This window comes from Bacillus cereus group sp. BfR-BA-01331 (assembly GCF_022663915.1).
Lineage (GTDB): Bacteria > Bacillota > Bacilli > Bacillales > Bacillaceae_G > Bacillus_A > Bacillus_A mycoides.
On the sequence record NZ_JAKUGJ010000013.1, the window covers coordinates 74,433 to 98,881 of the forward strand.

Here is a 24,449-nt window from a genome sequence, read left to right on the forward strand (position 1 = left end):
TTAAAATATGTTTTTCTACCATATACTATGCTTTCTTCGACAACCACCATTTTCTAAAGAATCAACTCCGTACAATTAACACCCCAATAAACTGAAAATTAAGTTATAATATCATTATAAAATTATGGAGGAGGAATCCGCTCATGTACTACAACACTTCATTCGAAAACGATCAACCTGTAGGCCGTCTATAAACTAAGACGGGCATTCATATAACAAGTGCACTATGCCTCGTCTTAGGGAATAAATCATAACCCTAAAAATAGACGGAGGTAATTCAAATGAAACAAACAATTTTAGGAGCTATATGTTTATCTCTAGCAGCAAGTATATGGGGCGGTATGTACGTCGTTAGTAAATACGTACTCGACTTTATCCCGCCACTTACACTCGTTTGGCTACGTTTTATTATCGCTTTTGTTGTTTTATATGTGATTTTGAAAATAACTGAAAAAAAGCAAAAGAAAAAAGTACCCATCCACAAAAAAGATTGGCTATTATTTGCTTGGATTGGATTCATCGGGTATTTCATTTCAATCACATGTCAATTTATCGGAACGAAATTATCCGATGCTCATACAGGCTCCTTAGTGACATCAGCTACACCTGCATTTATGGTTATATTTGCAGCGCTCATTTTAAAAGAGAAACTAACTACTCGTAGACTTTTATCAACTATAATAGCGACAATCGGTGTCATTATCGTTATCGGATGGGATATTGAAATCGGCTCCTATTTTATCGGTACAATCATTTTAGTTGGAGCTGCTATTACGTGGGCTTTACTGTCCATTTATGTAAAAATCGCTTCAGCTCGATTTTCATCTTTAATTATTACAACGTACGCAATATTTTTTTCACTCTTTTTCATTACACCTTTTATGGTATGGGAATTCCAATCAACCTCTATCGAAACGGTAAATACGTACGTAATATTAGGCGTAGTATATTTAGGAGTCGTCTCAACAGCAGGTGCCTTTTTCCTTTGGAATAAAGGATTAGAATTAATGGACGCGAGCATCGGATCATTATTTTTCTTCTTTCAACCTATCGTTGGATCAATACTTGGCTGGCTCCTATTAAATGAGACGTTAAGTAGTAACTTTTTCATTGGTGGTATCCTTATTATATGTAGCGTTATAATTACTACTTTTGAAAAGAGAACGTAGTATAAAAAACAGGCAGAGACTTAGTCTCTGCCTGTTCGCATAATTGGGTCTTGGTCGTGAAAACCAATGCAAATTGGTATATTACTTTGCAAACCACTACGTGCATTGATAAAACTACACACTGTTCTTGCGATTAAATATAAAGTAATACCTACAGCCTTTTTATTTGAATCAAAGCCATTTTCACCATAAATATCAGCTAACTCTCCTAAAGATGGTCCTTCTATTTCATCCGTCCAATCACTGGCCCAATCATCATCCTCTACTTCAAGAAACATGTAATCGTCACAAACATATAACTGACTATCCCACTCATTATCAAGGTCATATTCAAAATAAATTGCCTTCGCTTCTTCACTTTCAGCGACTTTTAATGCTTCTTTCAAACCTATCCTCATACTTTCCTTGTATGAATCTAATGGAATCAATTTAACGCGCTCCGCATCCTCACTTGACGCTAGTGTGCTACAAATATCATAATACTTCGATTCTATTTGAGATACTGATAACGAAAATACGTCTTCCTGCATTTCCTCTAAATACTGAAACATATCCAAACTATTTCACTCCATACTCTTTACGCAGGCCAATGCGCTGGACGAGACAACAATTTCGGCAATTTCGTATGTTTGTCCCCTTTCGCCGCGTTAATTTGAACTTGCGTAAGAAAAATACTATTTGTAAAATCCGTCCCGCGAATATCTGCATCTCGCAAATCTGCTCCGATGAGATCCGCCCCCCTTAAATTTGCATCTCGTAAATTAGCCGCAATAAGATAAGCTGCTCTTAAATTTGCTCCTTGTAAATCCCTCTTTTTAAGGTTAGCTCCCATAAGATCTGCCCCTCGGTGACTAATTCGTTTTTTACGTGCAGCATTCATTTCCTTCCATACTAATTCACTCGTCTCTAAAAGGAGAATGTTCACTTCTGCACGGTGTAATGGCACATTTACTTCCATTAACTCATCTGAACTTAAATTAGAAAGACGCTCTGTCTCTTCAATTGCTTCCTTCAGCTCTTTATGAATTGTCTGCGTCGCCTTTAATAGAATAGCCTCATTCAAATACCAAAGCATTTCATGAAGCTGATGCATAACCGGAAAAGCATTATACATTTCTCTCGCATGCTCGGCATCTGTCCGCCAATCAATTCCTTTAAACGTAACTTGAGAAATCTTTTGTCCAGCACCGAAACATTCAAATACTGTACAACCTTTATAGCCTTTTCCTCTAAGATCTCTATGTATACTACATTTATAATCTGATTGTAAATTTGTACAAGGTTTACCACCATCTTTATTCACCGCGAAATCTACTGATGCTGCAAACGGTAATGCCACACAACATAATCCAAAACATTTTTCACAATCCGCTTTTAAACTATTGTAATTTACATCCTCTTCTACACGAAAATAGTCGTTATTATTAGTCAAAATATATACCCCCTGTCGTCTTTTGACTATTTCATAATATTCCAACTGCACTAAATAATCAATTTAAAAACAAATGGACCTATTTCATTTCAAACAACAACATAATCCATCTATTTCTTTTCATTTAAAAAGGACACCCACTACAATAGTAATTATAATTAAATTACTAACTTTCAAATAATAAGGAGGATTACGATGGCATTAGAAATGAAAACAAACTGTCAAATTTGCGATCATTCCCTTCAGCCCGATTCTGAAGCATACATATGCGTGTATGAATGTACATTTTGTGCACCATGTACAGAGGAAAGACAAAACGTTTGCCCGAATTGTGGCGGCGAACTAGTACGTAGGCCGAAGAAGAAATAGAAAAAAGCAAAGCGATATCGCTTTGCTTTTTTCTGTTTTTGGGGTATATAGAAATTCTACCAATCATAAATTAAACGTTTAAAAACTTAACACAAACAGGCTCTGGTACAACAACATCAGATTGTAACAGTGTTAACTTCCCTGTCGTTTCATTTCTTGAAAATAGCACAAGATTATGTGACTTTTCATTTGTAGCAATAAGAAATTTTCCAGTAGGATCTAACACAAAGTCCCTCGGCCAATTTCCTTCTGTAGATGTATGTTCCACAAATGTAAGCTGACCTGAATTTTGATCCACACTGAAAACAGCAATACTATTATGACCACGATTCGCTACATATACAAAACGGCCATCAGAAGAAATATGAATAGCACTTCCTTGACTATTTCCATCAATCTCTTCTGGAACAGTAGAAATATACTGCAACTCTGTAAAAGACCCTTCTTCCGGATGATATGTTAACACAATGACTTCCGAACTAAGTTCAGTCATCACATAAGCGTACTTTCCGTCCGGGTGAAAAGTAATATGCCTTGGACCGCTTCCTGGGTTCACAGACAAGCTATTCACTTCTTTTAATGTACTATCTTTTATTCCATACGTAATTATTTTATCAATCCCTAAATCAACACCTACCACATATTTTTCATCAGGAGTATACCCCGCGTAATGTGCATGTGGTTTTTCTTGTCTTTCTTTATTTGGACCTGAACCTTCATGTGCCATAATAGATGAAGTAGGATTTACAGTTCCATTTTCTTCATCTACTTCAAAAGACTCAATCGTTCCTTTATGGTAATTTGCTGTAACTACCGTATGGTTTCCACTATCCACACTAATATGACAAGGAGAAGCCCCTACTACTACTTGTCTATTTTGTTCCTCTAGCTCTCCAGTATGACTATTAATCGAATAAGCAGCTACACCACCAGCTTCTCCTTCCTTTACAACAGAATAGAGATATTGATTACTTTTGCTAATCGTTACATATGTAGGGTTATCCAGCTTAGCCGCAAGTGTTACATTACTAACTTTTTGCGCTTCCGTATTTAAAGTAAAAGTATATATTCCTTCACTATTTTCTTTCGTGTAAGTTCCAACATATCCAATAAACTCTTTGTTATCCGTCATTTTCATAACCCTCTCCCTATAGTTTTTGTTCATCACACTTCTTACTAAGCAACCTAAAACTATTATTCATTGAAAGAGTATCCTAAAAAATCAGAGTACCTCTTTATACGCTACCATATTTTTCTGCCAAATAGCCTCTAAACCCACTTTTTCTGAAAAGCTGCTATACTTTCATATTCTTCTTCCAAGTGACGGGCCAAACGAATATAGATCGGTGTTAAATCTTTATATTTCTCCACACTTTCCATGTTTGGCTCATGATAAAAATTGGCACCTACCATATTAGAAACTACATGTAATGTATCTACTTCACCTAAGCTATATAAACCGAGGATTGCCGCTCCTAGGCAAGAACTTTCGAAACTTTCAGGAACGTATACGTCTTGATGAAAAATATCCGCCATCATCTGTCTCCAAAGTTCTGACCTTGCAAAACCACCTGTCGCTTGAATTTTTTTCGGTTCGCCAATTAGTTCTTTTAACGCAAGAAGAACTGTATACAAGTTATAAATGATCCCCTCTAAAACAGCACGTATAAGATGCTCTTTCTTATGATGTAGTCCAAGCCCAAAGAAAGATCCCCGCGCATTCGCATTCCATAAAGGAGCTCTTTCGCCTGCTAAATATGGATGAAATAATAAACCGTCAGATCCAGGATTCACTTTTGCCGCTATTTCCGTAAGCACTTCATATGGATCTTTTCCTAAACGCTTCCCATGCTCAACTTCTAACGTACATAATTGGTCGCGAACCCACCTAAAAATCATACCACCATTATTAACCGGTCCACCAATTACCCAAAGGTCCTCAGTTAACGCATAACAAAAAGTCCTACCTTTCGGATCCGTTACAGGATGATTTGTGACAACTCGCACTGCACCGCTCGTACCAATTGTAATAGCAACTACTCCAGGTTCTATTGCATTTACACCTAAATTCGATAGTACCCCATCACTCGCACCGATTATAAAAGGAGTAGCAACAAGTACATTCATCTCTCTTGCAAGTTCTTCATTTATCCCTATTAAACTGTGCGTCGTTGGAACAACTGTAGATAACTTTTCATCGGTAATTCCTGCAACACGAAGAGCTTCCTCATCCCATTTTAAAGATTTCAAATTGAACATTCCTGTTGCTGATGCAATAGAATAATCAATTACATATTCCTTAAATAACTTATAGAAAACATACTCTTTAATAGAGATGAATTTATAGCTTTTTGCAAACAACTCATCATGTTCATTCTTAAGCCAAACTAATTTCGAAAGTGGTGACATAGGATGGATTGGTGTTCCAGTACGAAGGTAAATTTCATGACCATTCATATCATTCTTTATTTTTTCTGCCCAGCTGGCGCTTCTATTATCTACCCAAGTGATACATCTCGTTAACGGCTTCCCTGCTTCGTCTACAGCAATGACACTATGCATTGCCGAACTAAAAGAAACACAAAGAATATCAACTGGCTGCACATTACTTGATTGTATAGTTTCTTTAATCGTATGTATGACCGCTTGAAAAATCTCTTCTGGATCTTGTTCTGCTGTTTCTGGTGCGGGAGAATATAAAGGATATTCAATCCCATGACTTGCAATAACTGATCCATCAATCGAAAACAAAACTGATTTTGTACTAGTTGTCCCAATATCTACACCAATCATATATTTCGAGCTCACTATGTAACCCCTTTCAAATTATTCCTATAACAAAAGAGCACCATGATGTATACAAAAAAGACGCTCCCTTATGAGAGCTACCTTTTAATAAGCTTCTCTCTCATAAGGAGGTCCTTTTCATAACTATAGTGCTATTTTGAAAAGTGAAATCTTCATTTCATTATAACTTAGGCGCTTTCGCCCAATCCGCAGCAAACTTTTCAATACCTTGATCTGTTAGTGGATGCATAGCAAGTTGTTCAATGACTTTATAAGGAATTGTTGCAATGTGAGCACCTGCCATCGCTACACGAGTGACATGGTCTGGGTGTCTGACAGAAGCCGCAATAATTTGTGTATCTAATTGATGAACATCGAATAATTCAGCAATTTTAGCAACTAATAATACGCCATCTTCAGAAATATCATCTAAGCGACCTAAAAATGGAGAAACGTACGTTGCACCTGCTCGGGCAGCTAAAAGAGCTTGGTTCACAGTGAAAATAAGTGTAACGTTCGTTTTCACACCTTTTTCTGTAAGATAGCGACAAGCTTCTAATCCTGCTAATGTCATCGGAAGTTTTATCGTGATGTTTTTATCGCCACCGTTAATTTTAATTAGTTCTTCTGCTTGGGAGATCATTTCTTCAGCTGCAACAACATCTGGAGTTACTTCTGCCGAAACAGATTCAACGTTAGGTACTGCCTGACAAATTTCTGCAATACGGTCTTCAAACTTAATGCCCTCTTTCGCTACTAAAGAAGGATTCGTTGTAACGCCAGCTAAAACCCCTAGTTTATATGCCTTTTTTATGTCCTCAAGATTTGCAGTATCGATAAAAAACTTCATGATTCATTCCCTCCATTTTTTAAACGCTAACGAGTTATAATTTTAAAATGTTTATTTCTTTTCTACTGCATGTCCGCCAAATTCATTGCGCAGAGCTGCTACAACTTTTCCTGTAAACGTATCATTGTCTAATGAGCGGTAGCGCATTAATAAAGACATCGCGATAACAGGAGTTGCTGTTTGAAGGTCTAATGCTGTTTCTACTGTCCATTTCCCTTCACCAGAAGAATGCATAACGCCCTTAATTTCATCCAGTTTTGCATCTTTAGAAAATGCATTTTCAGTTAATTCCATTAACCAAGAGCGAATGACTGAACCGTTGTTCCATACTTTTGATACTTTTTCATAATCGTAGTCAAATTCACTCTTCTCTAAAACCTCAAATCCTTCACCAATAGCAGCCATCATTCCGTATTCAATTCCGTTGTGAATCATTTTTAAAAAGTGACCACTACCAGCTTTGCCAGCATATAAGTATCCATTTTCTACAGCTGTATCTCGGAAGATAGGTTCAACGATGTCCCAAGCTTCTTGGTCTCCTCCGATCATGTAACAAGCACCATTTCGAGCACCTTCCATTCCGCCAGAAGTTCCTGCATCCATAAAGTGAATGCCATCTGTCTTTAGTTGCTCATATCGGCGAATAGACTCTTTATAATGTGAATTCCCAGCTTCAATTAAAATATCTCCTTTTGATAACAACGGTGTAACCTCATTAATAACAGAATCAACAACAGCGTGCGGAACCATTACCCAAAGAATTCTTGGTGATTCTAATGATTGAACGAGTTCGCTTAAACTAGATACACCTGTAGCACCATACTCTTTCATTTCTTCCACCGCACTCGTATTTAAATCGAATGCAGCTACTTCATGTTTATGATCCATTAAATTCTTCCCTAAATTTAATCCCATTTTACCTAAACCAATTAATCCTACTCTCATAATATAATTCCTCCTTGAATTACCTTTCATCATAAATACATGTTAATAAAATGATGAATATCTTTTTTCATATTGCTTTACTTATAAGAATGTACTTATTTTTTCAATCCTTCATCTAACCACCATTTAAATTCACTTTCTTGTAATAGAGCATGAGCAGCATCCGGACCATACGAGCCAGACTCATATTCATGAAGAGGTAACAAATTTTCTTCGAATGCTTCAAGTATTGGCTGCACCCACTCCCACGACAACTCAACTTCTCTCCAATGTGCAAAGAATGTAGAATCTCCGCATACAGCATCATAGATAAGCCTTTCGTAGGCTTCAGGTATTCCCACTCCTGTTTGCTCACAAGTAAAATGAATACGGATCGGTTCAAGCTCTCCATTGTTCAATGGATTTTTACTATTTAATTGGAGTGAAACATTTTCATTTGGGCTAATTTCAATGATTAACAAATTAGGCTCTGCATTTGGATTACTATCTTGATATTGCTGTTTTAATGTATTTTTAAACTCAATTACAATACGAGTAGACTTTTCTTTCATTCTTTTTCCTGTTCGTATATAAAAGGGAACGTCAGTCCAAAATGGGTTATCGATCCATAGGCGAGCCGCAACAAATGTATCTGTTTGAGAAGAAGGATTTACTCCTGGCTCCTCCCTATACGCTACAACTTGTTGTCCTTTTATCTCCCCTGAAGCATATTGCCCGCGAACGATATGGTTCTGAACGTCTTCTTTTTTCACTTTACGAAGAGTCTCCATCACTTTTCGTTTTTCCTCACGAATTTCACATGCATTAATTTTTTCCGGCAAATTCATAGCAGTCATCATTAATATTTGCAACATATGATTTTGAACCATATCGCGAATGGCTCCTGCATGATCATAATATCCTGCCCTTTCTTCTACCCCAACCGTTTCACTAGCTGTTATTTGTACATTCGCAATATGTTCTTTATTCCAAATCGATTGGAGAACAGGATTTGCAAATTCAAGTGCTTCAATATTTTGAATCATCGGTTTACCTAAATAATGATCAATACGGTATATTTCGTCTTCTTCAAACGTTCGGCTAAGCTTATCATTCAGCTCTCGGGCAGATTTAAGGTCATGACCAAACGGTTTTTCAATCATCAGGCGCTTCCATCCATCCGTTTTATCAAGTCCACTTTCTTTAATATTTAAAGCAATTGTCTCAAAGAAGTCCGGAGTAACTGAAAGGTAGAACATTCTATTCCCTTGTATATTTTGTTCTTCTTCCCTTTCACGAACTACTTGTAATAACCTTTTATAATCTTCTGGCTTATTCACATCTAACGGACAATAACGAAAATACTCTAAAAAATCTTCTATTTTCGGAGTACCTTCTTCTCTGCGACGAGAAAAAGTTTCTATGGATTCTTTTATTCTTTTTTGAAAATCTAAATGAGATACTTCACGCCTTCCAAGCCCAATAACGGATATTCGCTTTGGAAGCTTTTGATCTCTATATAAGTTATATAGCGCGGGGTAAATTTTTCTTTTAGCTAAATCCCCTGTTGCTCCAAATAAAACAAAGGTCATTGATTCCAATTTCAGTCCCCCCTCGTGATGTATAGTCATTGTCACTATAGTAAAAATGCATTGCACAGAAGCTACTATTATTGTTGATCCAATCTTATTTCTTAACTTCTAATTTTTTATAGTTGTCGCTTTCTAATTGTCCCCAATATTAATAGTGGCAATTCAAAGCATTTTTACCACATTCTACTTACCTACCGTAACTTATATAAAATAACTTAATTATTAAAAGTAATTAAGTTATTTTATGTGTATCATATTAACTACATAGATTATAATCGTCAAGCAAAGTGTTTCGAATTGAAGATTTTTTATTTCATAATATCTTTAAATGGTTGTTTACTAGGAAAACGTTGACCCTTAGAATCCACGCTACATTCTCTTTGTACTTTTTAGGGATATCATCTCCCTGTCCATTTCCTTAAATAAATAATAAAAAGGCAAAAACGAACAGGAATATGTTCATTTTTGCCTTTTTATTTAACCTTTAAAATTACTTCTATTATTGATTTAAATGATTTTTAACTGCTCTTATAACCAATTCATGATCTACTTCTGGTGGTAATCCTGAGACTGTTATCATCCCAATAACCCCTACGTTTTTTATTTGGATAGGAAAGCATCCACCAAACGCAGCATATTCCGAGCCATCTAAACGGTATTTTTCATGATATGGAACTCCGCTTATCTCACTTTCTATCTGCATATAATACGAGCTATGATTATGCAGGGAAACGACCCGTTTTTTACGCTCAATCCATTTCGTATTTTCCTCAGTTGTCCCTGTCATCTTGAAATGAAATAATTGCACACCATTTTTTGCTATATCAACAGCAATCAATTTCCCCTCTCGCTTCGCTGTTTCAACGATAAATAAACCTAATTGCAAGGCGTCTTCATTTGTAAAAGAGGAAAATTGAAGTGTTTCCTCCTCTATTAATATTTGTTTACTTATTTCACTCAAATTTGAAGTACTCATATCTTTAACCTCCCTAATTGTCTTATACCACATTGGCACTTTTTAGAATTACCAGACTCTATAGTACTGTAACGCTTGTTTGCTTCTTAATGGTGCTATTATGAATTATATTTAACACTTTAAAAATGTATGTACTTTAAAGTGCTACAGGTACTAAACATTTAGTACAGGAACCGTCTACTTCTGTGATTAATTAAAATATATTAAGTTGGTTGCATTTTTGCAGTGCTACAATGTCCTTGCGAAAAGATACTATATTTTACTTATGTGAATACAAAAAAAGCAAAGCGCTCACGCTTTGCTTCTTACAGAATCTCTTTTAACTTTTCACAAATTAACTTCGCTAAATATTCATAACCTTGTGGTCCGAAGTGTAACCCGTCTTTTTCATCATCTTCTACAAATCTCTTATAATCCTTTTCTTGAATCATTTCAGCGTACAAATTGAGAAAATGACTTCCTGTTTCTTTCGCCACTTCCTCAACCACGTCTGCATATTGGCCGAGTACTTCATTCGTTCTATTATGTTGCCTTGCTTCATCAACTGGTGCAGGACTAATAAGTAATACTTTTTCTGGTGAGATCGTATTTACAATTCCCTCTAAATTTTCTTTGTACGACTGTAATGGAACTGGATCAAATAACACCGAATCATTCGTACCGATAAAAACTGTTACAAAGTCTGGTTTATATGATACTACATCGTCTTCAATCCTATTTAACGCATCGAACGTATTATCACCTGGAACACCCGCATTAACCACTTTCCAATTTGGAAACATCTCTTGCAAACGTGGTGTTAACCTCGGCGTTCCACCAAAAAATGTTTCATCAGCTGTAATACTATCTCCGAAGCATACTAACGTTTTCATAAATCTAACTCTCCTTTTAAGTATGAAACAACTTTCCTTCTATCGCTTTCACATATCTTTCCGCAGAACGTTCAACTGCCTCATTTGCATTTTCTTTTACTACTCGGTGAAAGGCGTTATATAGACGATTAAATTGTAACGGCTTCACTCGATTCGCCATTTCCTCAACTTTTCTCGCCGGTAGTGGAATTAAGTTCGGATAACTATACATGAAACTCACCCACTGTTGGTCCGCTACAACTTGAATAATATCACCTGTTAATAAAATACCTTTCCCATCATTTCCTTCTTCCCAGTGTAATACAGAACCGCCGCTAAAATGCCCTCCGAGACGATGAACAGTAATTCCATCCGCTAATTGTAAAGACTCACCAGACCAATAAATAATACGACTACTTGGACGCATAACCCACTCTTTATCGTCTTCATGTATATAAATTGGTACATCTAATATTTCTGCCCATTCTACTTGCGTTGAATAATAATGCGGATGCGACAGTACAATCGCATCTAATCCGCCCCACTCTTTTATCTTCTCAATCGTTGTTTCATCTATATAAGTAATACAATCCCACAGCAAACGATATGACTCTGTTTTTACTACAAATGCCGTCTGACCGATCGCAAATTCTGGTTTTGTCGTAATACTATAAAGCCCATTTTCTTCTTCTATAATTTCATTTTTATATGTATCACTCGTTTGCAAGTTTTCTAAAGTTGTCCATGACTGCCCTTTCGGATTAACATATTGTCTCTCCTCATCACAAATAACACAACTTACCGGTTCTTCCACACTCGCTGCATACTGTACTCCACACGTTGTACAAACGAAATTATTCATAGTTATTCCCCTATCCCTTTAATTTTTTATTAAGCTGATATTTGTTGATCGTTTTCTGCTTTTTTATTTTCAAGTGATACGCTTATAAGAGTAATAAAGTAGACAACTGTAACCGCCATAGGAATTACAATAAATCCTTTTTCCGCAAAAAGAATCCCACATACTGACGTTACTAATACAGTTCCTACTGATAATAACCCATAACTTTTACTTTCATAAATCCATACGTACGGTACAAAATGAACACCTATTAACATCGCTACTACAAAAGGTAACCACTCCGGAAATTGAAAATATGCAAGTAATACAAACGGAATATTCAATACATTTATCCCACCAATTACTCCAGCTAAAGTCCCTAGCGGGTTTCCTTTCGCAAACATGTCAATTTTTAATATAGCAGCTATCATTAAGCCGAAAGGAAATACACAGCCCATACCAATTAAATATACCCACACAACTTGCTTTTCTGAAAGAAGAACACCAGTTATGCTCGCTACAATCCAAAATAAAAGACCAGCTATTATAACAGGAAATCCCTTCTTCGTTTTTTGTGCTAAATCTCTTTTTGCTTCTGAAATGTTCATTTCTATATCTCCCCCAAAATATAAGTGCTATAATGTCGTCTTATTTTCGCTATCGAACATAATCTCATTCATCCAATAACGCCAAACTACTAAGTAATCTTCTAAATCTTTTGGGTGGTGTCTTATACACGTATCTATACGTAAATATAAGCCTATGACTATTTCCTCATATAAATTTCGTTCTTTTTTATGAAATACACATTGTTTTATCACATAATCAATCGTTTCTTTTGTTACATCTTCTGGAGTTGAACAGAACGCGTAAATTAAATCATATATAGGATCTCCTAGTACTGGTAATGGATCAATTACTCCATACAGCTCATTCTCTTGGAATATAAAATTATGAAATCCGAAATCACCATGTAATAAAAATGGCTGATTTATTCCAGTCCCCCTATTTGGACTATTCGCTAGTTTAAGAACAATTCTATACTCTTCCTCACTTATGTAACGTCTTACATTTTCATAAGCTTCCATCACATTTGCCGTTAAAAATTCATTCCAAGATTGAACCAGACTTTCTTTCCATCCCCAGCCATCTGCACCTGGAACAATTTTATACTTATTGATAACTTCTTTTACAAGTGTAATAAGCGTACTTCGTTTATGTCCTTGTTCGCACGAAGTACTACCTTCAAGGAAAGAATACACAACATATGTATGTAAAGGTTCTTTATACAAAAGCTTTGAAAATAACGCATTCCCCTCATAAAAAGAAAGAAAATTAGCTTCTTCACGTATTACTTTCGCTTCATTCGATTTCACAACATATCTTCCATCCAACAAATATACAGTACTTGTCGTTCCTCCGCTCAACACTTTCATGCTATTTGGATAATGTGAAATAATCTTCTCATTAACTAGTTGTTTAGCGATTACTGAAATGTTCATTCACTCACCCTTACGTTTGAAGATTCCTTCAATTCAAAAGACAACTTTACTATTATTTGACAATCACAAGAGAATCCCTTCTAGCATCTTAATATTGCAGAAATTAATTTTTATTTTATCAAAACGGCTTCCTTCAAGATTTCATCATATAATTCATTCCATTTATAATGATACGCTGCACTCTCTTCTACTCTAACAAACATCCTTTTATCGGATTCATACTCACCGTCAAACTTATGCACTTCATTAATCTCCATCCGGTAGAACGGCTGATACCCTACTTTTGGATACGGACTATTTTCATTCCAATTTGGATTATCACTATGGTCAACGATAATATATCCAAATAAAGTACATTCTCCTTTTACATAACCTTCTTCCCACGCTTCTCTTTTAAAACATTCTTCTGGTAGTTCCCCTTCTTCTATATGCCCACCAGGAAAGTCCCAACCACGCTGCTCATGGCCTATCAGTAAAACCTTATTATTATGAAAACAAAAACCGTGAACACTCGTGATTCTTTCGTATTCTGGCAATATACAATCTTTTTTCCACGTTAACCTCACTTTTGATTCCCCATAATTTGCGCATATAGTTACCATTTCCCTCACTCCAAATGCTCTTCATTTAATCTAATAATCTCTATTGTACGATCTCTTTCTTTTAACTTACGAGCCAAACTTTCTACACCAAATACTTCTGTAAATGTGTGGCTTCCTACAATCAAATTGATGCCTTTAAATTTCGCATGTTGCACTGTATATAATGTTTTTTCTCCCGTTATGTACGTATCACAACCTTTTTCTAACGCACGCTCAATAAGGTTTGTATTGTTTCCTGCACCTGTTAATATCGCAATCCGTTTTACTGGCCTGTCATGATTTTTCCAGCTCTTCACTTTCTCTTCCATTCTCTCTTCAAGTTTTTCAACTAAATTTGAAAACGGAATCGCTTCTTTATATTCTCCTATTCCCGGTAGCTCTTCTTCCTCATACGTGGAATATTCCAGTATTGTATCTATCCCAATTTCATTAAATAACGACGTACACGTGCCAAACTTTACAAAATCTAACGGCAAATGAATCCAAAAATGATTCATTTCATATTCTTTTAATTTCTCAATACAAGCCTCTTCCATACCGAATAGAAAACTCCACGGTGCATGATGTGTAACTATCATATCGACACCATTTCTATACGCTTCTTCAATTGTTTCTAGCGTCAAATTTGTCGTGTAACCTATTTTGTGAAATTCCTCTTTACTAATGTGAGTGAAGCCATGCTCGTCATCACCGTATTTATTAAGATGCTCTTCAAAAAGTGATGTAATATGTTCTTTGAACTGCGTTATATTCATTTTCATTTCTCCTTTCATTTACTTTTATATTTCAAAAATAAGGAAATACTATTTAACGACGTTACATACATATAGGAGGACAATATGAAACCTGAATTTTTAAAAGCTATACATGAAGCGATTGGAAATGTTGAGCATATTCATATAGAAGAAAGTGGTGCAGATAGTTTAATTATTCATCACGATGATGCACAGCAATTAAAACAAGTTGCTGAAACGTTAGAAAACAATAATTTCCGTTCTACTATTAGAACAGCTGGGAATGCTTCGTATATTGAAGTGTTGAACAGGTAAGAAGAAGTCCAGGTTATATACTGGGCTTCATTCTTTTATATTGAAATTTCAAACTCTTTCACATACACCGCTGTTCCAGCAATATCAATTTGTAAGTTATCATTTTCTACATCTTTCGTTACATAAACCGTTACACGACCATCTTTATTTATTTCCTGTCCTTGCTCAACGATTAACTCCAGTTCATGGTCAAAATCTTTCTCCAAATACGTCGCATAATACGCTCCCATTACACCTGAAGCTGTTCCTGTCACAGGATCTTCTATTGTTCCAGAATAAGGTGATGAGAAATGACGACCGTGCATTTTTGCTTCTGCATCATATGTTTCCAAGCAAAGTGGATGAATAGCAACCTTTGGCATTTCTTTTAATACAGATGGAAATTCACTATTATTAGGTTTCATCCTTTCACATGCTTCAAGTTTTTTAATAGGTACAATTAAAGTCCAAATACCAGTACTTCCATATACAATCGGTAATTTTTCATCTAAATCATTTACTTCAAGACCCATACTGTAAGCTAATGCCTCTTTGGAACCTGCAAAACTTTGAAACTTAGGTATTGCTTGTCTCATTTTAATAAAAGTTTCCCCATTTTCATTCGCATCTATATGTATTGGTAAAACCCCCGCCTTCGTTTCAATCGTTAAATTATGTTTCCCTCCCAATATTCCTCTTTTATGAAGTGCATATATTGTCCCTACTGTCGCATGACCACATAAATCATTTTCATGCCCAGGTGTAAAATAGCGAATTCTTATATCTGCTACTTCTGAAGAAAGAACGAATGCTGTTTCGTTAAATCCAACCTTTTCAGCAATACGCTGCATTTCCTCTTCCGTTAATCCATCCGCCTCTAGTACAACACCTGCTGGATTTCCCATATTTGGTTTATTCGTAAATGCGTCGTAATGAAATACGTTTATAGTCTTCATTTCTTTGTCCCCTAATCTTCTTCTAATTTTCCAATTGTTAATACTTGTAAGATTGTACTTTACCACTTCAATTCTCCTACACCCGGCTCAATAAACTTACCCGAAACATCCTCATTTGAATCCATTACCCAATCATATATATTTTGTGCTCCTTCAGCCGGAGTCATATTCGCATCAAAGGCACCAATGTCAGTCTTTAATTTTCCAGGGTGAATTGCGTTTACACCAATTCCTTTATTCTCAAACTCTTGTTGTAAGCAGAGCGTTAACATATTTTGTGCGGCTTTAGCAATTCGATATGAATATGAGAACTTACCTTGTGGAAAATCTTTGTTCGCCATTTTATGCAATGAACCTAATCGAGAGGACACATTTATTATTCTTGGTTGATTCGACTTAGTTAAAGCCACATATGTACCTTTTACAGCTCGAATAACCCCTAAGCAATGAACATTAAATAGTTCCATTAACTCTTCAGAATTTGTACGTAAAATCTCGGTTTCCTTACCAGTAATTCCAGCGTTATTTATAACTAGATCAATATACTTTGTATATTCCTCCAGCTGGTTTTTAATTTGCTCCGTACTCTCATCAATCGATAAGTCTGCTAATATAGGAAAACATCTAGAACTAAACATTTTCTTCAATTGCGTTACCGCAACCTCACTTCTAGCTAACGGATAAACAATATGCCCATTTTCATGAAACACTTTCACTAACTGTAACCCTAATCCACGATTTCCACCTGTAATAAGTACCCTCATATATCCGTCTCCTTATTTTTATAATAAATAAGAAAATCTGCCCACTTACCATTCCCCATAGAAAATGCCTCCCTCATACATTCAAATGAAAAACCAGCTCTTTCTGCAAGACGAACGGATGGCTCATTATCGATATGTATATGTAATTCGATTCTATGAAATTGAAGGCCATTAAAAAATAACGGCAGCGCAGCTTTTACACTTTCTACTCCGTATCCATTTTTCCAATGTTGGTTATGAATAGAGTAGCCCATCATTGCCCATTGATAGTCCATACGTAAAATTTTTATAAGTTCTAGCTTTCCAATATTGGCGCCATCTTCTTTCTGAAAAATACCTAGCACATACATTTCATCCCGTCGTGCCGCCTCATCAAATCCTCTTATCCATTCCGTAAACCATTCTTTCGTTGAAGACGACATGTCATGATAGCCATCATCGTATTTATATTGAGATGGTAACCTCTTATTGAATCCATCTAACCAACTTTCATAATCCTCTTTTTGAAATGGACGAATAATAAGTCTCTCTGTCTCTACTTGTAATAGTGGCAGCTTCATTTATATCTCTTCCTTTAATTGTTAATTGAATATTCTTTATTATCTTACACAAAATACAAAATCTAGTAAATCATTATGTTTTTTATAAACAAAAATCCAGTTATGCTTTTTACATAACTGGATTCTTCATTATTTAATAACCTTTTATTTTACAAGAAAAACATCCCTTAATTCCCTCTTCAACACTTTCCCTAAAGCGTTTTTCGGTAATTCGTCCATAAATACAACTTCTGGTATTTTATAGCTTGCTAGTTTTTCTTTACAATGCTGAATAATCTCTTCTTCTGTTAAAGACGTTTGAATGTCCTTTACAATGTAAGCTGTTGGAACCTCCCCCCAAAAGTCATTTGGAATCCCAACTACTGCAACTTCTAAAACGCCATTTATTTCATGAATTACATCTTCTACTTGATCTGGATATACGTTGTCACCACCGCGTACGATAACGTCTTTATATCTTCCCATAATATGTAGAAACCCATCATCATCTATCATACCGGCATCACCCATGTTAAACCAATTATCTTTTACTACCTTCTTTGTTGCCTCTTCATTATTCCAATATCCTTTAAACATGTACGGGCTTTTCACATGAATTTCTCCAACTTCATTTGTTGTTAGCTCATCACCTGTTTCTGGATGAACAATTTTCAACTCTACATGTTTCAGAGTCTTCCCTACAGAAGACATTTTTTCTTTTCCCATATTTGGATGCCAAGAAGTTACTACCCAACCTTCTGTACTCCCATAACCTTGCACCATATAAATGCCTTTTTCCATATATTTTTGAATGAGTGTTTCTGGCACTTTTGTACCACCACTTTGCGCTACTTTAAATGCCGAAATGTTGCGCTCTTTTTTATCTAATTCATCAAGCATGTAACTATAAACAGCTGGGAACGCAAGCATCGTAGTAATTTTCTCTTCTTCAATCTTATCCCAAATAAGAGTAGGATTCGAATCAGCTAAAAAGACCATCGTAACGCCATGATAAATACAATTTAAAATAGAAAGCACACCACTCATATGAAACAATGGGTGCACTGATAAAAAGCGTTCACCTGCTGGAATTTCTCTTTGCCCCGCAATTTCAGTAAAATAATGGTGTAAGTTTTTATGACCAATTACACATGCTTTTGCCTGTCCAGTCGTTCCTGAAGTAAATAAGTAAATAGCATCATCATCTTCATGAACTTCCACATTCGGCTCTGTTATTGGCTGTTCCTTTAATTTTAATTCAAATAAGCCAAACCCTTCTTTTGTCGTCTCAATTACATAAGGAATTTCTTTAACTCCATTAATCTTTAATACAACTTCACTAAATTCATCATCAATAACTAATACTTTTAATCTCGCTTCTTTTACAATCGATTCTAATTCATAAGCAGTAAGCTGATGATTAAGCGGAATAAATATCGCTCCAATTTTTAAGCTTGCCATCATAACGCTTGGAAACGGATGATTATTTTCGCATAGAATTCCTATACGATCCCCTCTTTTCACACCGGTATGTAACAAATAATGTGCAAGCTGATTTACTCGTTCATTATACTGCTGAAACGAATACCTTTTCTCTCCACCGATAAGCGCTTCCAAATTTGGTGACTGCATTGCTCTTTTTTGTAATAATTGTCGCATCGTTCTCAAGTAAAACTCCCCTTTATATATGTTAGGATTTTATTTTACCAGATTAACTATTAATTTACTAAAGATTAAACTTAGTGAATTTAAATGAAGTGAATCTTTAGTCGATGTGAGGTGTTCATCCCGACTGATTATTAGTCCACACCTTACAGGCGGTTAATGCGGGATAAACAAAAATAGCCATCTACTTAACAAGTAAATGGCTATTTCTCCTTATATATTAGAATACTCCTTATTCATCACATATTTCACATACTCAGGTGCACTTTTGTCAATCTCTTCATCACTGATTTCATATTCCGCACCATATAAATAAAATGATGGTATAAATTCCATTCCTGTATATAAGCTCGTAGCATGGAATGGTTTCGTTAATTCATCCATTGTAATTCCGCTATTTTTATAGTCTTTTTCTAACCCACCTATAGAAATAGCTACACCAAATTCTTTCCCCTTCACTTTATCCCCTTTTGATCCGTAGGCAAATCCATATGTTAATACATCATCGAACCATTTTTTTAATAATGGTGGTGAGCTATACCAGTAGAGTGGAAATTGGAATATATATCGGTCGTGCTCTACTAACAGCTTTTGTTCTTCTTCAATATTAAATTCCCAATTTGGTGCCACTTTATATAATTCATGCACCGTTATTTCATCTGGATATTTCTCAAGTTCTTCTACCCATCTTTTATTAATTCGAGACTTTTCAATATCAGGATGTGCTACAATTACAAGTGTTTTCATATATTTTCTTCCCCCTTATAAATAATTCAAACGCTTTAGTATTAGTATGAATGAGTCACATATAATTGAAAAGTACGTACTTTAAAGTGCTATAGGAACCTTAAAGTACCTTTGGAGGTGTTATATGAATCAAAATGATAATTGCCCAATCGCAACGACACTCGACGTGATCGGTGGAAAATGGAAAATTCATATTTTATGTGTTTTGGCGGATGGAAAAATGCGAACAAATGAAATAAAACGAGAAATTCCAAACATTACACAAAAAGTTCTCACACAGCAACTTCGGCAACTTGAGGCTGATGGGATTATCCATCGTACTGTATATCAAGAAGTACCACCAAAGGTTGAGTACACAATAAGCGAACATGGAAAATCTTTAATGCAAATTATGGATGAACTATTTGAATGGGGAAAAGACCATCAGATCAAAAGATTAAATGACTAAAAAAAACTACCAAATTCTTTACATACTAGTGGGAATGGCACATCACTATCAAGCTAACAAAAAGACCCTAATAAGAAAACTTTCATTTTTATAATCCATTTAAACTTTAGCTTGATAGTGATACGGCAAGACCCTAATAAAGAAATGTATTAAACAAATTAAAAACAACAACACATACGACTACTGTTAATAAGAAAATTATAGTCGCTGAATTGCTTACTTAATTTTGAAATCTAAACAGTTACCCTTTAAGCCAAGCTTAATAATATCGCTTTTGTACGATTATCTGTTACTTCATAATAAATTTCTAATCCTTTCCGAGTACCTGTAACGACTTTAGTAGCTTTTAGTTTAGATAAATGTTGACTAATTGTACTTTGAGGCATTTGTAATGTTTCATACATTGTCGTTACGTTAATAGGACCTTTTGCAAGCATTATTTTTACTAAGGATAAACGGACAGGATGTGCCAATACCTTTAATACTTCAGCGATTTCTTCATACATTTCTTTCATATTTTTTCTCTCCTTTTATATAACTATTAATGATATCCATATATATAATTCGAAAGGATATACGATTTTATGTCCGTCATTTTAAAAAATATTAAGAAATCCCTTCAGATGGAAGGAATCCCTCTGTTCAATATTCTATAGATTTTTCTTTCACTCGATATTATGTGGTAGGAGCTTTCCTTACTGAGAGCCTCTACCATTGTTCCCTTGCTAATTCCCATTATTCCCTTGTGATCCTCTACCGTTGTTCTCTTGCTGATTTCCATTATTCCCTTGAGACCCTCTACCGTTGTTCTCTTGCTGATTCCCATTATTCCCTTGCGATTCTCTTCCTTTGTTCCCTTGACCATTCCCATTATTCCCTTGCGATTCTCTTCCTTTGTTCCCTTGACCATTTCCATTATTCCCTTGCGATTCTCTTCCGTTGTTCCCTTGACCATTTCCATTATTCCCTTGCGATTCTCTTCCGTTGTTCCCTTGCTGGTTTCCATTATTCCCTTGTGACCCTCTTCCGTTGTTTCCTTGCCCATTTCCATTATTTCCTTGTGACTCTCTTCCGTTGTTTCCTTGCCCATTTCCATTATTTCCTTGTGACCCTCTTCCGTTGTTTCCTTGCCCATTTCCATTATTTCCTTGTGATCCTCTTCCGTTGTTCTCTTGCTGATTCCCATTGTTTTCTTTTATTTGCTTCGGTTGTTGTTCATTAGATTGCTTTTGTTCTATATGCTCTTTCTTCTCGTTGCTTTCTTCATTTACAGGAGATGCGTCCGATGATGCATCAGAAGATGACTTTTGTTGTTCTTGATTAGACGGAGGTGCAGGTGGAGTAAGCGATTTTTTCTTCTCATTCTCTTGTTTTATATAAACGCCCGTTCCAACCCCTGCTTTCTTGGCATCCTCTCGCATTTGCATCGTACTGCTTTGATATTCAACTGTAATATGTTTTATCTCATACTCTTTCTTTAATTCCTGCATAACCTTTTCCAACTGTGGTTCTAGCGACTTGTCCTTTGCAACAGCTGTTAGCATAACTTGCTTATCATTCGTTAAGTACTTATCCTCTTGACTCTGCTTTATAATAGTGCGTATCACATCTTGCAGATGCTTATTTTCCCACCCTTTCATTTCTTTTAAAATACGCCTTCCGTCATCATTACAAGCCCGCAAATCTATAACACGAAGATCTTCCGTTACGCTCGCCTCTAAACTTGGATTTATATCAACTGAGACATAAGCAAACACTTTTTCTTCTGGTTGATTGTAGAAAAACAGCAATACGCATAGAAAACCAGCAACAATTACTGTTGTCGGCTTTAAGAAAGGTGGCATTGAAAAACGAGGCGCTCTTTGTTCTTGTTTGTTAAACAAGATTTCCTCTCCTATCATGTATGGGTGCGCTTTTCTTTTAAATGTAATAAACTCTCCATTTGGAGTTAAAACAACTACGCTATGCTTTTTTATATCCATCACAATTCCTTTATTCATCATGCTTTTCCCCTCTTATGTAATCCAGAATATATGTATACTTGTTTGCAAAGATAATACACATCGCAATAATGTATTTTCGATGTCGCTCCAACGTTTTACGACTTACCCTAACACGTGGTTCAATATGTTTAAGGGGTAATTTTTTCTTTCGGAACAGCTCTTCCATCATTTTCTCGTCTTTTATAATAATCTTTACAATTTCTATTAAGTGCTCACGCGTATCACGATGCTTAGGGGATTCCTTAGTAAGCTCTGAAAATGTGATTTTAAACTCAGCTAGTACACTTTGAAAATGAAGAATTTCCTCCTTACGGTTACTATTTTCCATCTCTTTCATATACTCCGTAAGCGACACTTGCATTTCTAACATTTCCTCTTGCTTATCTTCTTTTAAAAAGACAAGATTATGTTTAGACTCCTTGCGTATATAGTCAATTACATCTCTTTTTATAAGAAGATCAGCAAACGCTAGAAAAGATTTTCCTTTTTTATATGAATACTGTTCAATTGCTTCGTTAAATGCAAATAATCCAATGCTATATTCATCATCCTGCTCTGTAATGTACCTGCGGCAGACAGACGATATTGATTTTCTAATAAACGGCTGATACTGTACGATAAAAGCTTCCTTATCTCCACCGTTGTTTTGTATGTTAAATACGATATCTTCTATTTTCGTTTTTTTTAAGATTTTCATTACTAAACTCAACACTAGTAATCTCCCTGCCTCCTTCTGCTTCAAATAGCAAAATGGCCACTAAACAAGTGACCATTTAACCACATTTTCTTAGTACTTTTCTTTGGGCTTGTCTACTTGCTATTGCTCATATTTTTCGAGGCCAATTTTTTTATATGACTATTTTTTCCACTTGTACTAAAGTGAAGTCTGTATTTTGTATTACTTTCTTGTTTTCTTTTGCAATACCACTTGCTCTTTTCTATTTTAGCTGCAATCTTTGAATAACTCTTCGCTATATTTTTGGTAATTTTAGCTTTTTCTTCTACTGTTTTCTTCTACTTATATATATTCGAAGGAACAAATAATTTTATGGGGGTCAAAAAATATTTTTTATAAAATAGTTATTTTTTCAAAAATAAAAACCATCAATTGGAAGAAACTCGTTATAACTCCTCCTTATGGTAATTCCTTTGTAAACCTCTTTATTTAAATGTATAATTGTATTAAAAGTCTAAAATTTCAGAATCGGAGGGCAGCGTCATGAAAAGTTTTGGTACATTAGTAATCTCTACCGTCATTTCAGCAGGCTTAGTGTATTATAATATCGATTCCTTTTATAATAAATTCACATCCGGGAATACATATTACTGGGTAAACGGTATCCTAGCTGCTGGATTCCTTATATCCTTAATTATCAACATAAAAGATATCATCAAGAAAAACTACACAACTTCTGAATCAAATTAAGGAGCCTATTATGGTTCCTTTTTCTATGCAAAATAAAAAAGCAGCTGTTAAGCTACTTTGAATTCTTCTTATCCCCAAATGAAATGATATATATATTCTCCCGTTACACGTTCATTAATTCCAGCGATCCTAGCGAATCTCATTAAGTCCGCCCCTTGAAGAAAATACACCGAGATCGTAACTGGTACTTGTGACCACATGAATTGATAAAGCTCATTCACTCTCTGATTCGTCGAAACGATTAAATCATTTACAGGTCCATGATTCCATGCAGAGGTTTGAACTGAAGTGAACGGAAGGTCTTTCCCATTAACCACTATTCTTACCACACTTTGAGTTATGTCCACAACAATCCCCTCCACCATTACAAAATTTAAACCTGTTTCTATACTCATATTCTTGATTAATAATAAATGTTTAAGGCAAACCCCTATTTTCATTTCTACTCAAAAACAATTTATTTGATAAAATAAAAAAGCAGCGGATTCGCTGCTTTAAAATCTACATAACTCCCTTTTCTTTTGCTCTCTCATAAAGAACCGTGCGGCTTACACCTGTAACTTCACATATCTTCTTTACTGTAAGCTTGTTTTCCTTTCGGTTTGCAAGCAGATCTAAAGCATGTTCCATATTAGGATTATCATCATCGTACTTCTTAGGGCGCCCTTTATAAACACCACGCTCTTTAGCTAGTTCAATACCTTCTCGTTGCCGCATTCGAATTAGGTCACGTTCTAACTGATTAACACCAGCCATTACAGTGAGTCGGAAAGTGCTGTATGGATTATCGCTTGTAGTATCAAGCCAATTGTCTTTTAACGACTTAATAGAAGCGCCTTTTTCTTTAATTGTTTCTATGATACATTTCATTCGCTAGATTGATAAGCATTTCAAATGCCATCCCACGGTTTCCGAGTCCCATTGTTATTCCTCTCTTTCTATTAGTTGCGATAGGTAAGACTTTGAAGTTATCTCCAT

Annotated in this window: 28 protein-coding genes and 2 pseudogenes; 5 read left to right on the plus strand and 25 right to left on the minus strand. The window is 35.5% G+C overall.

Going from position 1 to position 24,449, the window contains the following annotated elements:
- The first annotated feature begins 281 nt into the window (after positions 1-281).
- A complete protein-coding gene (locus MR155_RS20915; protein WP_242310988.1) occupies positions 282-1,169 on the plus strand; it encodes a DMT family transporter in 888 nt (295 codons plus the stop codon).
- A gap of 20 nt (positions 1,170-1,189) precedes the next feature.
- Here MR155_RS20915 and MR155_RS20920 read toward each other — a convergent pair whose 3' ends face one another.
- Positions 1,190-1,726, minus strand: coding sequence for a hypothetical protein (locus MR155_RS20920; RefSeq protein ID WP_113935956.1), 537 nt, complete (start codon positions 1,724-1,726; stop codon positions 1,190-1,192).
- Positions 1,727-1,746: 20 nt separating this feature from the next.
- Complete coding sequence (locus MR155_RS20925) at positions 1,747-2,601, minus strand: pentapeptide repeat-containing protein (protein ID WP_242310989.1); 855 nt, start codon at positions 2,599-2,601, stop codon at positions 1,747-1,749.
- 195 nt (positions 2,602-2,796) lie between these two features.
- Here MR155_RS20925 and MR155_RS20930 point away from each other — a divergent pair, with 195 nt between their 5' ends.
- Positions 2,797-2,970, plus strand: a complete 174-nt coding sequence (locus tag MR155_RS20930; protein ID WP_001162783.1) for a DUF1272 domain-containing protein — start codon at positions 2,797-2,799, stop codon at positions 2,968-2,970.
- Between the two features lie 70 nt (positions 2,971-3,040).
- On the opposite strand, the gene MR155_RS20935 is transcribed toward MR155_RS20930, so the two are convergent.
- The 12 genes from MR155_RS20935 to MR155_RS20990 form a co-directional block, all read right to left on the minus strand.
- Positions 3,041-4,102, minus strand: a complete 1,062-nt coding sequence (locus MR155_RS20935; RefSeq protein WP_242311005.1) for a lactonase family protein — start codon at positions 4,100-4,102, stop codon at positions 3,041-3,043.
- Positions 4,103-4,239: 137 nt separating this feature from the next.
- Entirely contained in the window at positions 4,240-5,781 is a 1,542-nt protein-coding gene (gene gntK, locus MR155_RS20940) for a gluconokinase (RefSeq protein ID WP_033716381.1), read from the minus strand.
- 157 nt (positions 5,782-5,938) lie between these two features.
- A complete protein-coding gene (gene fsa / locus MR155_RS20945) occupies positions 5,939-6,607 on the minus strand; it encodes a fructose-6-phosphate aldolase (protein ID WP_000667685.1) in 669 nt (222 codons plus the stop codon).
- A gap of 51 nt (positions 6,608-6,658) precedes the next feature.
- On the minus strand, positions 6,659-7,552 hold the full coding sequence (gene gnd / locus MR155_RS20950) for a phosphogluconate dehydrogenase (NAD(+)-dependent, decarboxylating) (protein WP_002033317.1): 894 nt from the start codon (positions 7,550-7,552) through the stop codon (positions 6,659-6,661).
- A 95-nt stretch (positions 7,553-7,647) separates the two neighbouring features.
- A complete protein-coding gene (gene zwf / locus MR155_RS20955) occupies positions 7,648-9,132 on the minus strand; it encodes a glucose-6-phosphate dehydrogenase (RefSeq protein WP_242246064.1) in 1,485 nt (494 codons plus the stop codon).
- A gap of 490 nt (positions 9,133-9,622) precedes the next feature.
- Entirely contained in the window at positions 9,623-10,099 is a 477-nt protein-coding gene (locus MR155_RS20960) for a heme-degrading domain-containing protein (RefSeq protein ID WP_002199830.1), read from the minus strand.
- A 305-nt stretch (positions 10,100-10,404) separates the two neighbouring features.
- Positions 10,405-10,971, minus strand: coding sequence for an SGNH/GDSL hydrolase family protein (locus MR155_RS20965; protein ID WP_242310990.1), 567 nt, complete (start codon positions 10,969-10,971; stop codon positions 10,405-10,407).
- A gap of 16 nt (positions 10,972-10,987) precedes the next feature.
- A complete protein-coding gene (locus MR155_RS20970; protein WP_242310991.1) occupies positions 10,988-11,812 on the minus strand; it encodes an MBL fold metallo-hydrolase in 825 nt (274 codons plus the stop codon).
- A gap of 29 nt (positions 11,813-11,841) precedes the next feature.
- A complete protein-coding gene (locus MR155_RS20975; protein ID WP_219303185.1) occupies positions 11,842-12,399 on the minus strand; it encodes a DUF7010 family protein in 558 nt (185 codons plus the stop codon).
- 27 nt (positions 12,400-12,426) lie between these two features.
- Complete coding sequence (locus MR155_RS20980) at positions 12,427-13,293, minus strand: phosphotransferase (protein WP_002137365.1); 867 nt, start codon at positions 13,291-13,293, stop codon at positions 12,427-12,429.
- A gap of 110 nt (positions 13,294-13,403) precedes the next feature.
- On the minus strand, positions 13,404-13,895 hold the full coding sequence (locus MR155_RS20985; RefSeq protein WP_242310992.1) for an NUDIX hydrolase: 492 nt from the start codon (positions 13,893-13,895) through the stop codon (positions 13,404-13,406).
- A 5-nt stretch (positions 13,896-13,900) separates the two neighbouring features.
- On the minus strand, positions 13,901-14,650 hold the full coding sequence (locus MR155_RS20990) for a Nif3-like dinuclear metal center hexameric protein (RefSeq protein ID WP_242310993.1): 750 nt from the start codon (positions 14,648-14,650) through the stop codon (positions 13,901-13,903).
- Positions 14,651-14,734: 84 nt separating this feature from the next.
- Between MR155_RS20990 and MR155_RS20995 the strand changes: the two genes are divergently transcribed.
- Positions 14,735-14,944, plus strand: a complete 210-nt coding sequence (locus MR155_RS20995) for a hypothetical protein (protein ID WP_242310994.1) — start codon at positions 14,735-14,737, stop codon at positions 14,942-14,944.
- Between the two features lie 35 nt (positions 14,945-14,979).
- Here MR155_RS20995 and MR155_RS21000 read toward each other — a convergent pair whose 3' ends face one another.
- The 5 genes from MR155_RS21000 to MR155_RS21020 form a co-directional block, all read right to left on the minus strand.
- Positions 14,980-15,879, minus strand: coding sequence for a PhzF family phenazine biosynthesis isomerase (locus MR155_RS21000; protein WP_242310995.1), 900 nt, complete (start codon positions 15,877-15,879; stop codon positions 14,980-14,982).
- A gap of 59 nt (positions 15,880-15,938) precedes the next feature.
- Positions 15,939-16,643 carry an SDR family NAD(P)-dependent oxidoreductase gene (locus tag MR155_RS21005; protein ID WP_242310996.1) on the minus strand — a complete coding sequence of 235 codons (705 nt, stop codon included), beginning with the start codon at positions 16,641-16,643 and terminating at the stop codon, positions 15,939-15,941.
- Complete coding sequence (locus MR155_RS21010) at positions 16,640-17,203, minus strand: GNAT family N-acetyltransferase (protein ID WP_219303190.1); 564 nt, start codon at positions 17,201-17,203, stop codon at positions 16,640-16,642. The genes MR155_RS21005 and MR155_RS21010 overlap by 4 nt, the downstream gene beginning before the upstream one ends.
- A 144-nt stretch (positions 17,204-17,347) precedes the next feature.
- Positions 17,348-18,850 carry a class I adenylate-forming enzyme family protein gene (locus tag MR155_RS21015; RefSeq protein ID WP_242310997.1) on the minus strand — a complete coding sequence of 501 codons (1,503 nt, stop codon included), beginning with the start codon at positions 18,848-18,850 and terminating at the stop codon, positions 17,348-17,350.
- 210 nt (positions 18,851-19,060) lie between these two features.
- Positions 19,061-19,594: an NAD(P)H-dependent oxidoreductase gene (locus MR155_RS21020; RefSeq protein WP_242310998.1), complete on the minus strand. Its 534-nt coding sequence runs from the start codon at positions 19,592-19,594 to the stop codon at positions 19,061-19,063.
- A gap of 124 nt (positions 19,595-19,718) precedes the next feature.
- On the opposite strand from MR155_RS21020, the gene MR155_RS21025 reads away from it, so the two are divergent.
- A complete protein-coding gene (locus tag MR155_RS21025) occupies positions 19,719-20,042 on the plus strand; it encodes a winged helix-turn-helix transcriptional regulator (RefSeq protein WP_012261317.1) in 324 nt (107 codons plus the stop codon).
- Between the two features lie 248 nt (positions 20,043-20,290).
- Here the strand turns inward: MR155_RS21025 and MR155_RS21030 are convergent, their stop codons facing one another.
- The 3 genes from MR155_RS21030 to sigI all read right to left on the minus strand — a co-directional run bounded on the left by MR155_RS21030 (position 20,291) and on the right by sigI (position 22,757).
- A complete protein-coding gene (locus tag MR155_RS21030; RefSeq protein ID WP_242310999.1) occupies positions 20,291-20,557 on the minus strand; it encodes an ArsR/SmtB family transcription factor in 267 nt (88 codons plus the stop codon).
- 210 nt (positions 20,558-20,767) lie between these two features.
- Complete coding sequence (locus MR155_RS21035) at positions 20,768-22,042, minus strand: anti-sigma factor domain-containing protein (protein WP_277958730.1); 1,275 nt, start codon at positions 22,040-22,042, stop codon at positions 20,768-20,770.
- Positions 22,035-22,757 (minus strand): RNA polymerase sigma factor SigI, encoded by a 723-nt coding sequence (sigI, locus tag MR155_RS21040; RefSeq protein WP_219303193.1) that lies wholly within the window; start codon positions 22,755-22,757, stop codon positions 22,035-22,037. The genes MR155_RS21035 and sigI overlap by 8 nt, the downstream gene beginning before the upstream one ends.
- 507 nt (positions 22,758-23,264) lie before the next feature.
- On the opposite strand from sigI, the gene MR155_RS21045 reads away from it, so the two are divergent.
- Positions 23,265-23,471: a hypothetical protein gene (locus MR155_RS21045; RefSeq protein WP_000834521.1), complete on the plus strand. Its 207-nt coding sequence runs from the start codon at positions 23,265-23,267 to the stop codon at positions 23,469-23,471.
- A 68-nt stretch (positions 23,472-23,539) separates the two neighbouring features.
- On the opposite strand, the gene MR155_RS21050 is transcribed toward MR155_RS21045, so the two are convergent.
- The 3 genes and pseudogenes from MR155_RS21050 to MR155_RS21060 all read right to left on the minus strand — a co-directional run.
- Complete coding sequence (locus MR155_RS21050) at positions 23,540-23,911, minus strand: hypothetical protein (protein WP_002084333.1); 372 nt, start codon at positions 23,909-23,911, stop codon at positions 23,540-23,542.
- A 61-nt stretch (positions 23,912-23,972) separates the two neighbouring features.
- Positions 23,973-24,332 (minus strand): annotated as a pseudogene (locus tag MR155_RS21055) (recombinase family protein); the annotation flags it as partial.
- Positions 24,325-24,393: pseudogene (locus MR155_RS21060) on the minus strand (Holliday junction resolvase RecU); the annotation flags it as partial. The pseudogenes MR155_RS21055 and MR155_RS21060, both read right to left, overlap by 8 nt.
- Positions 24,394-24,449: the final 56 nt, after the last annotated feature.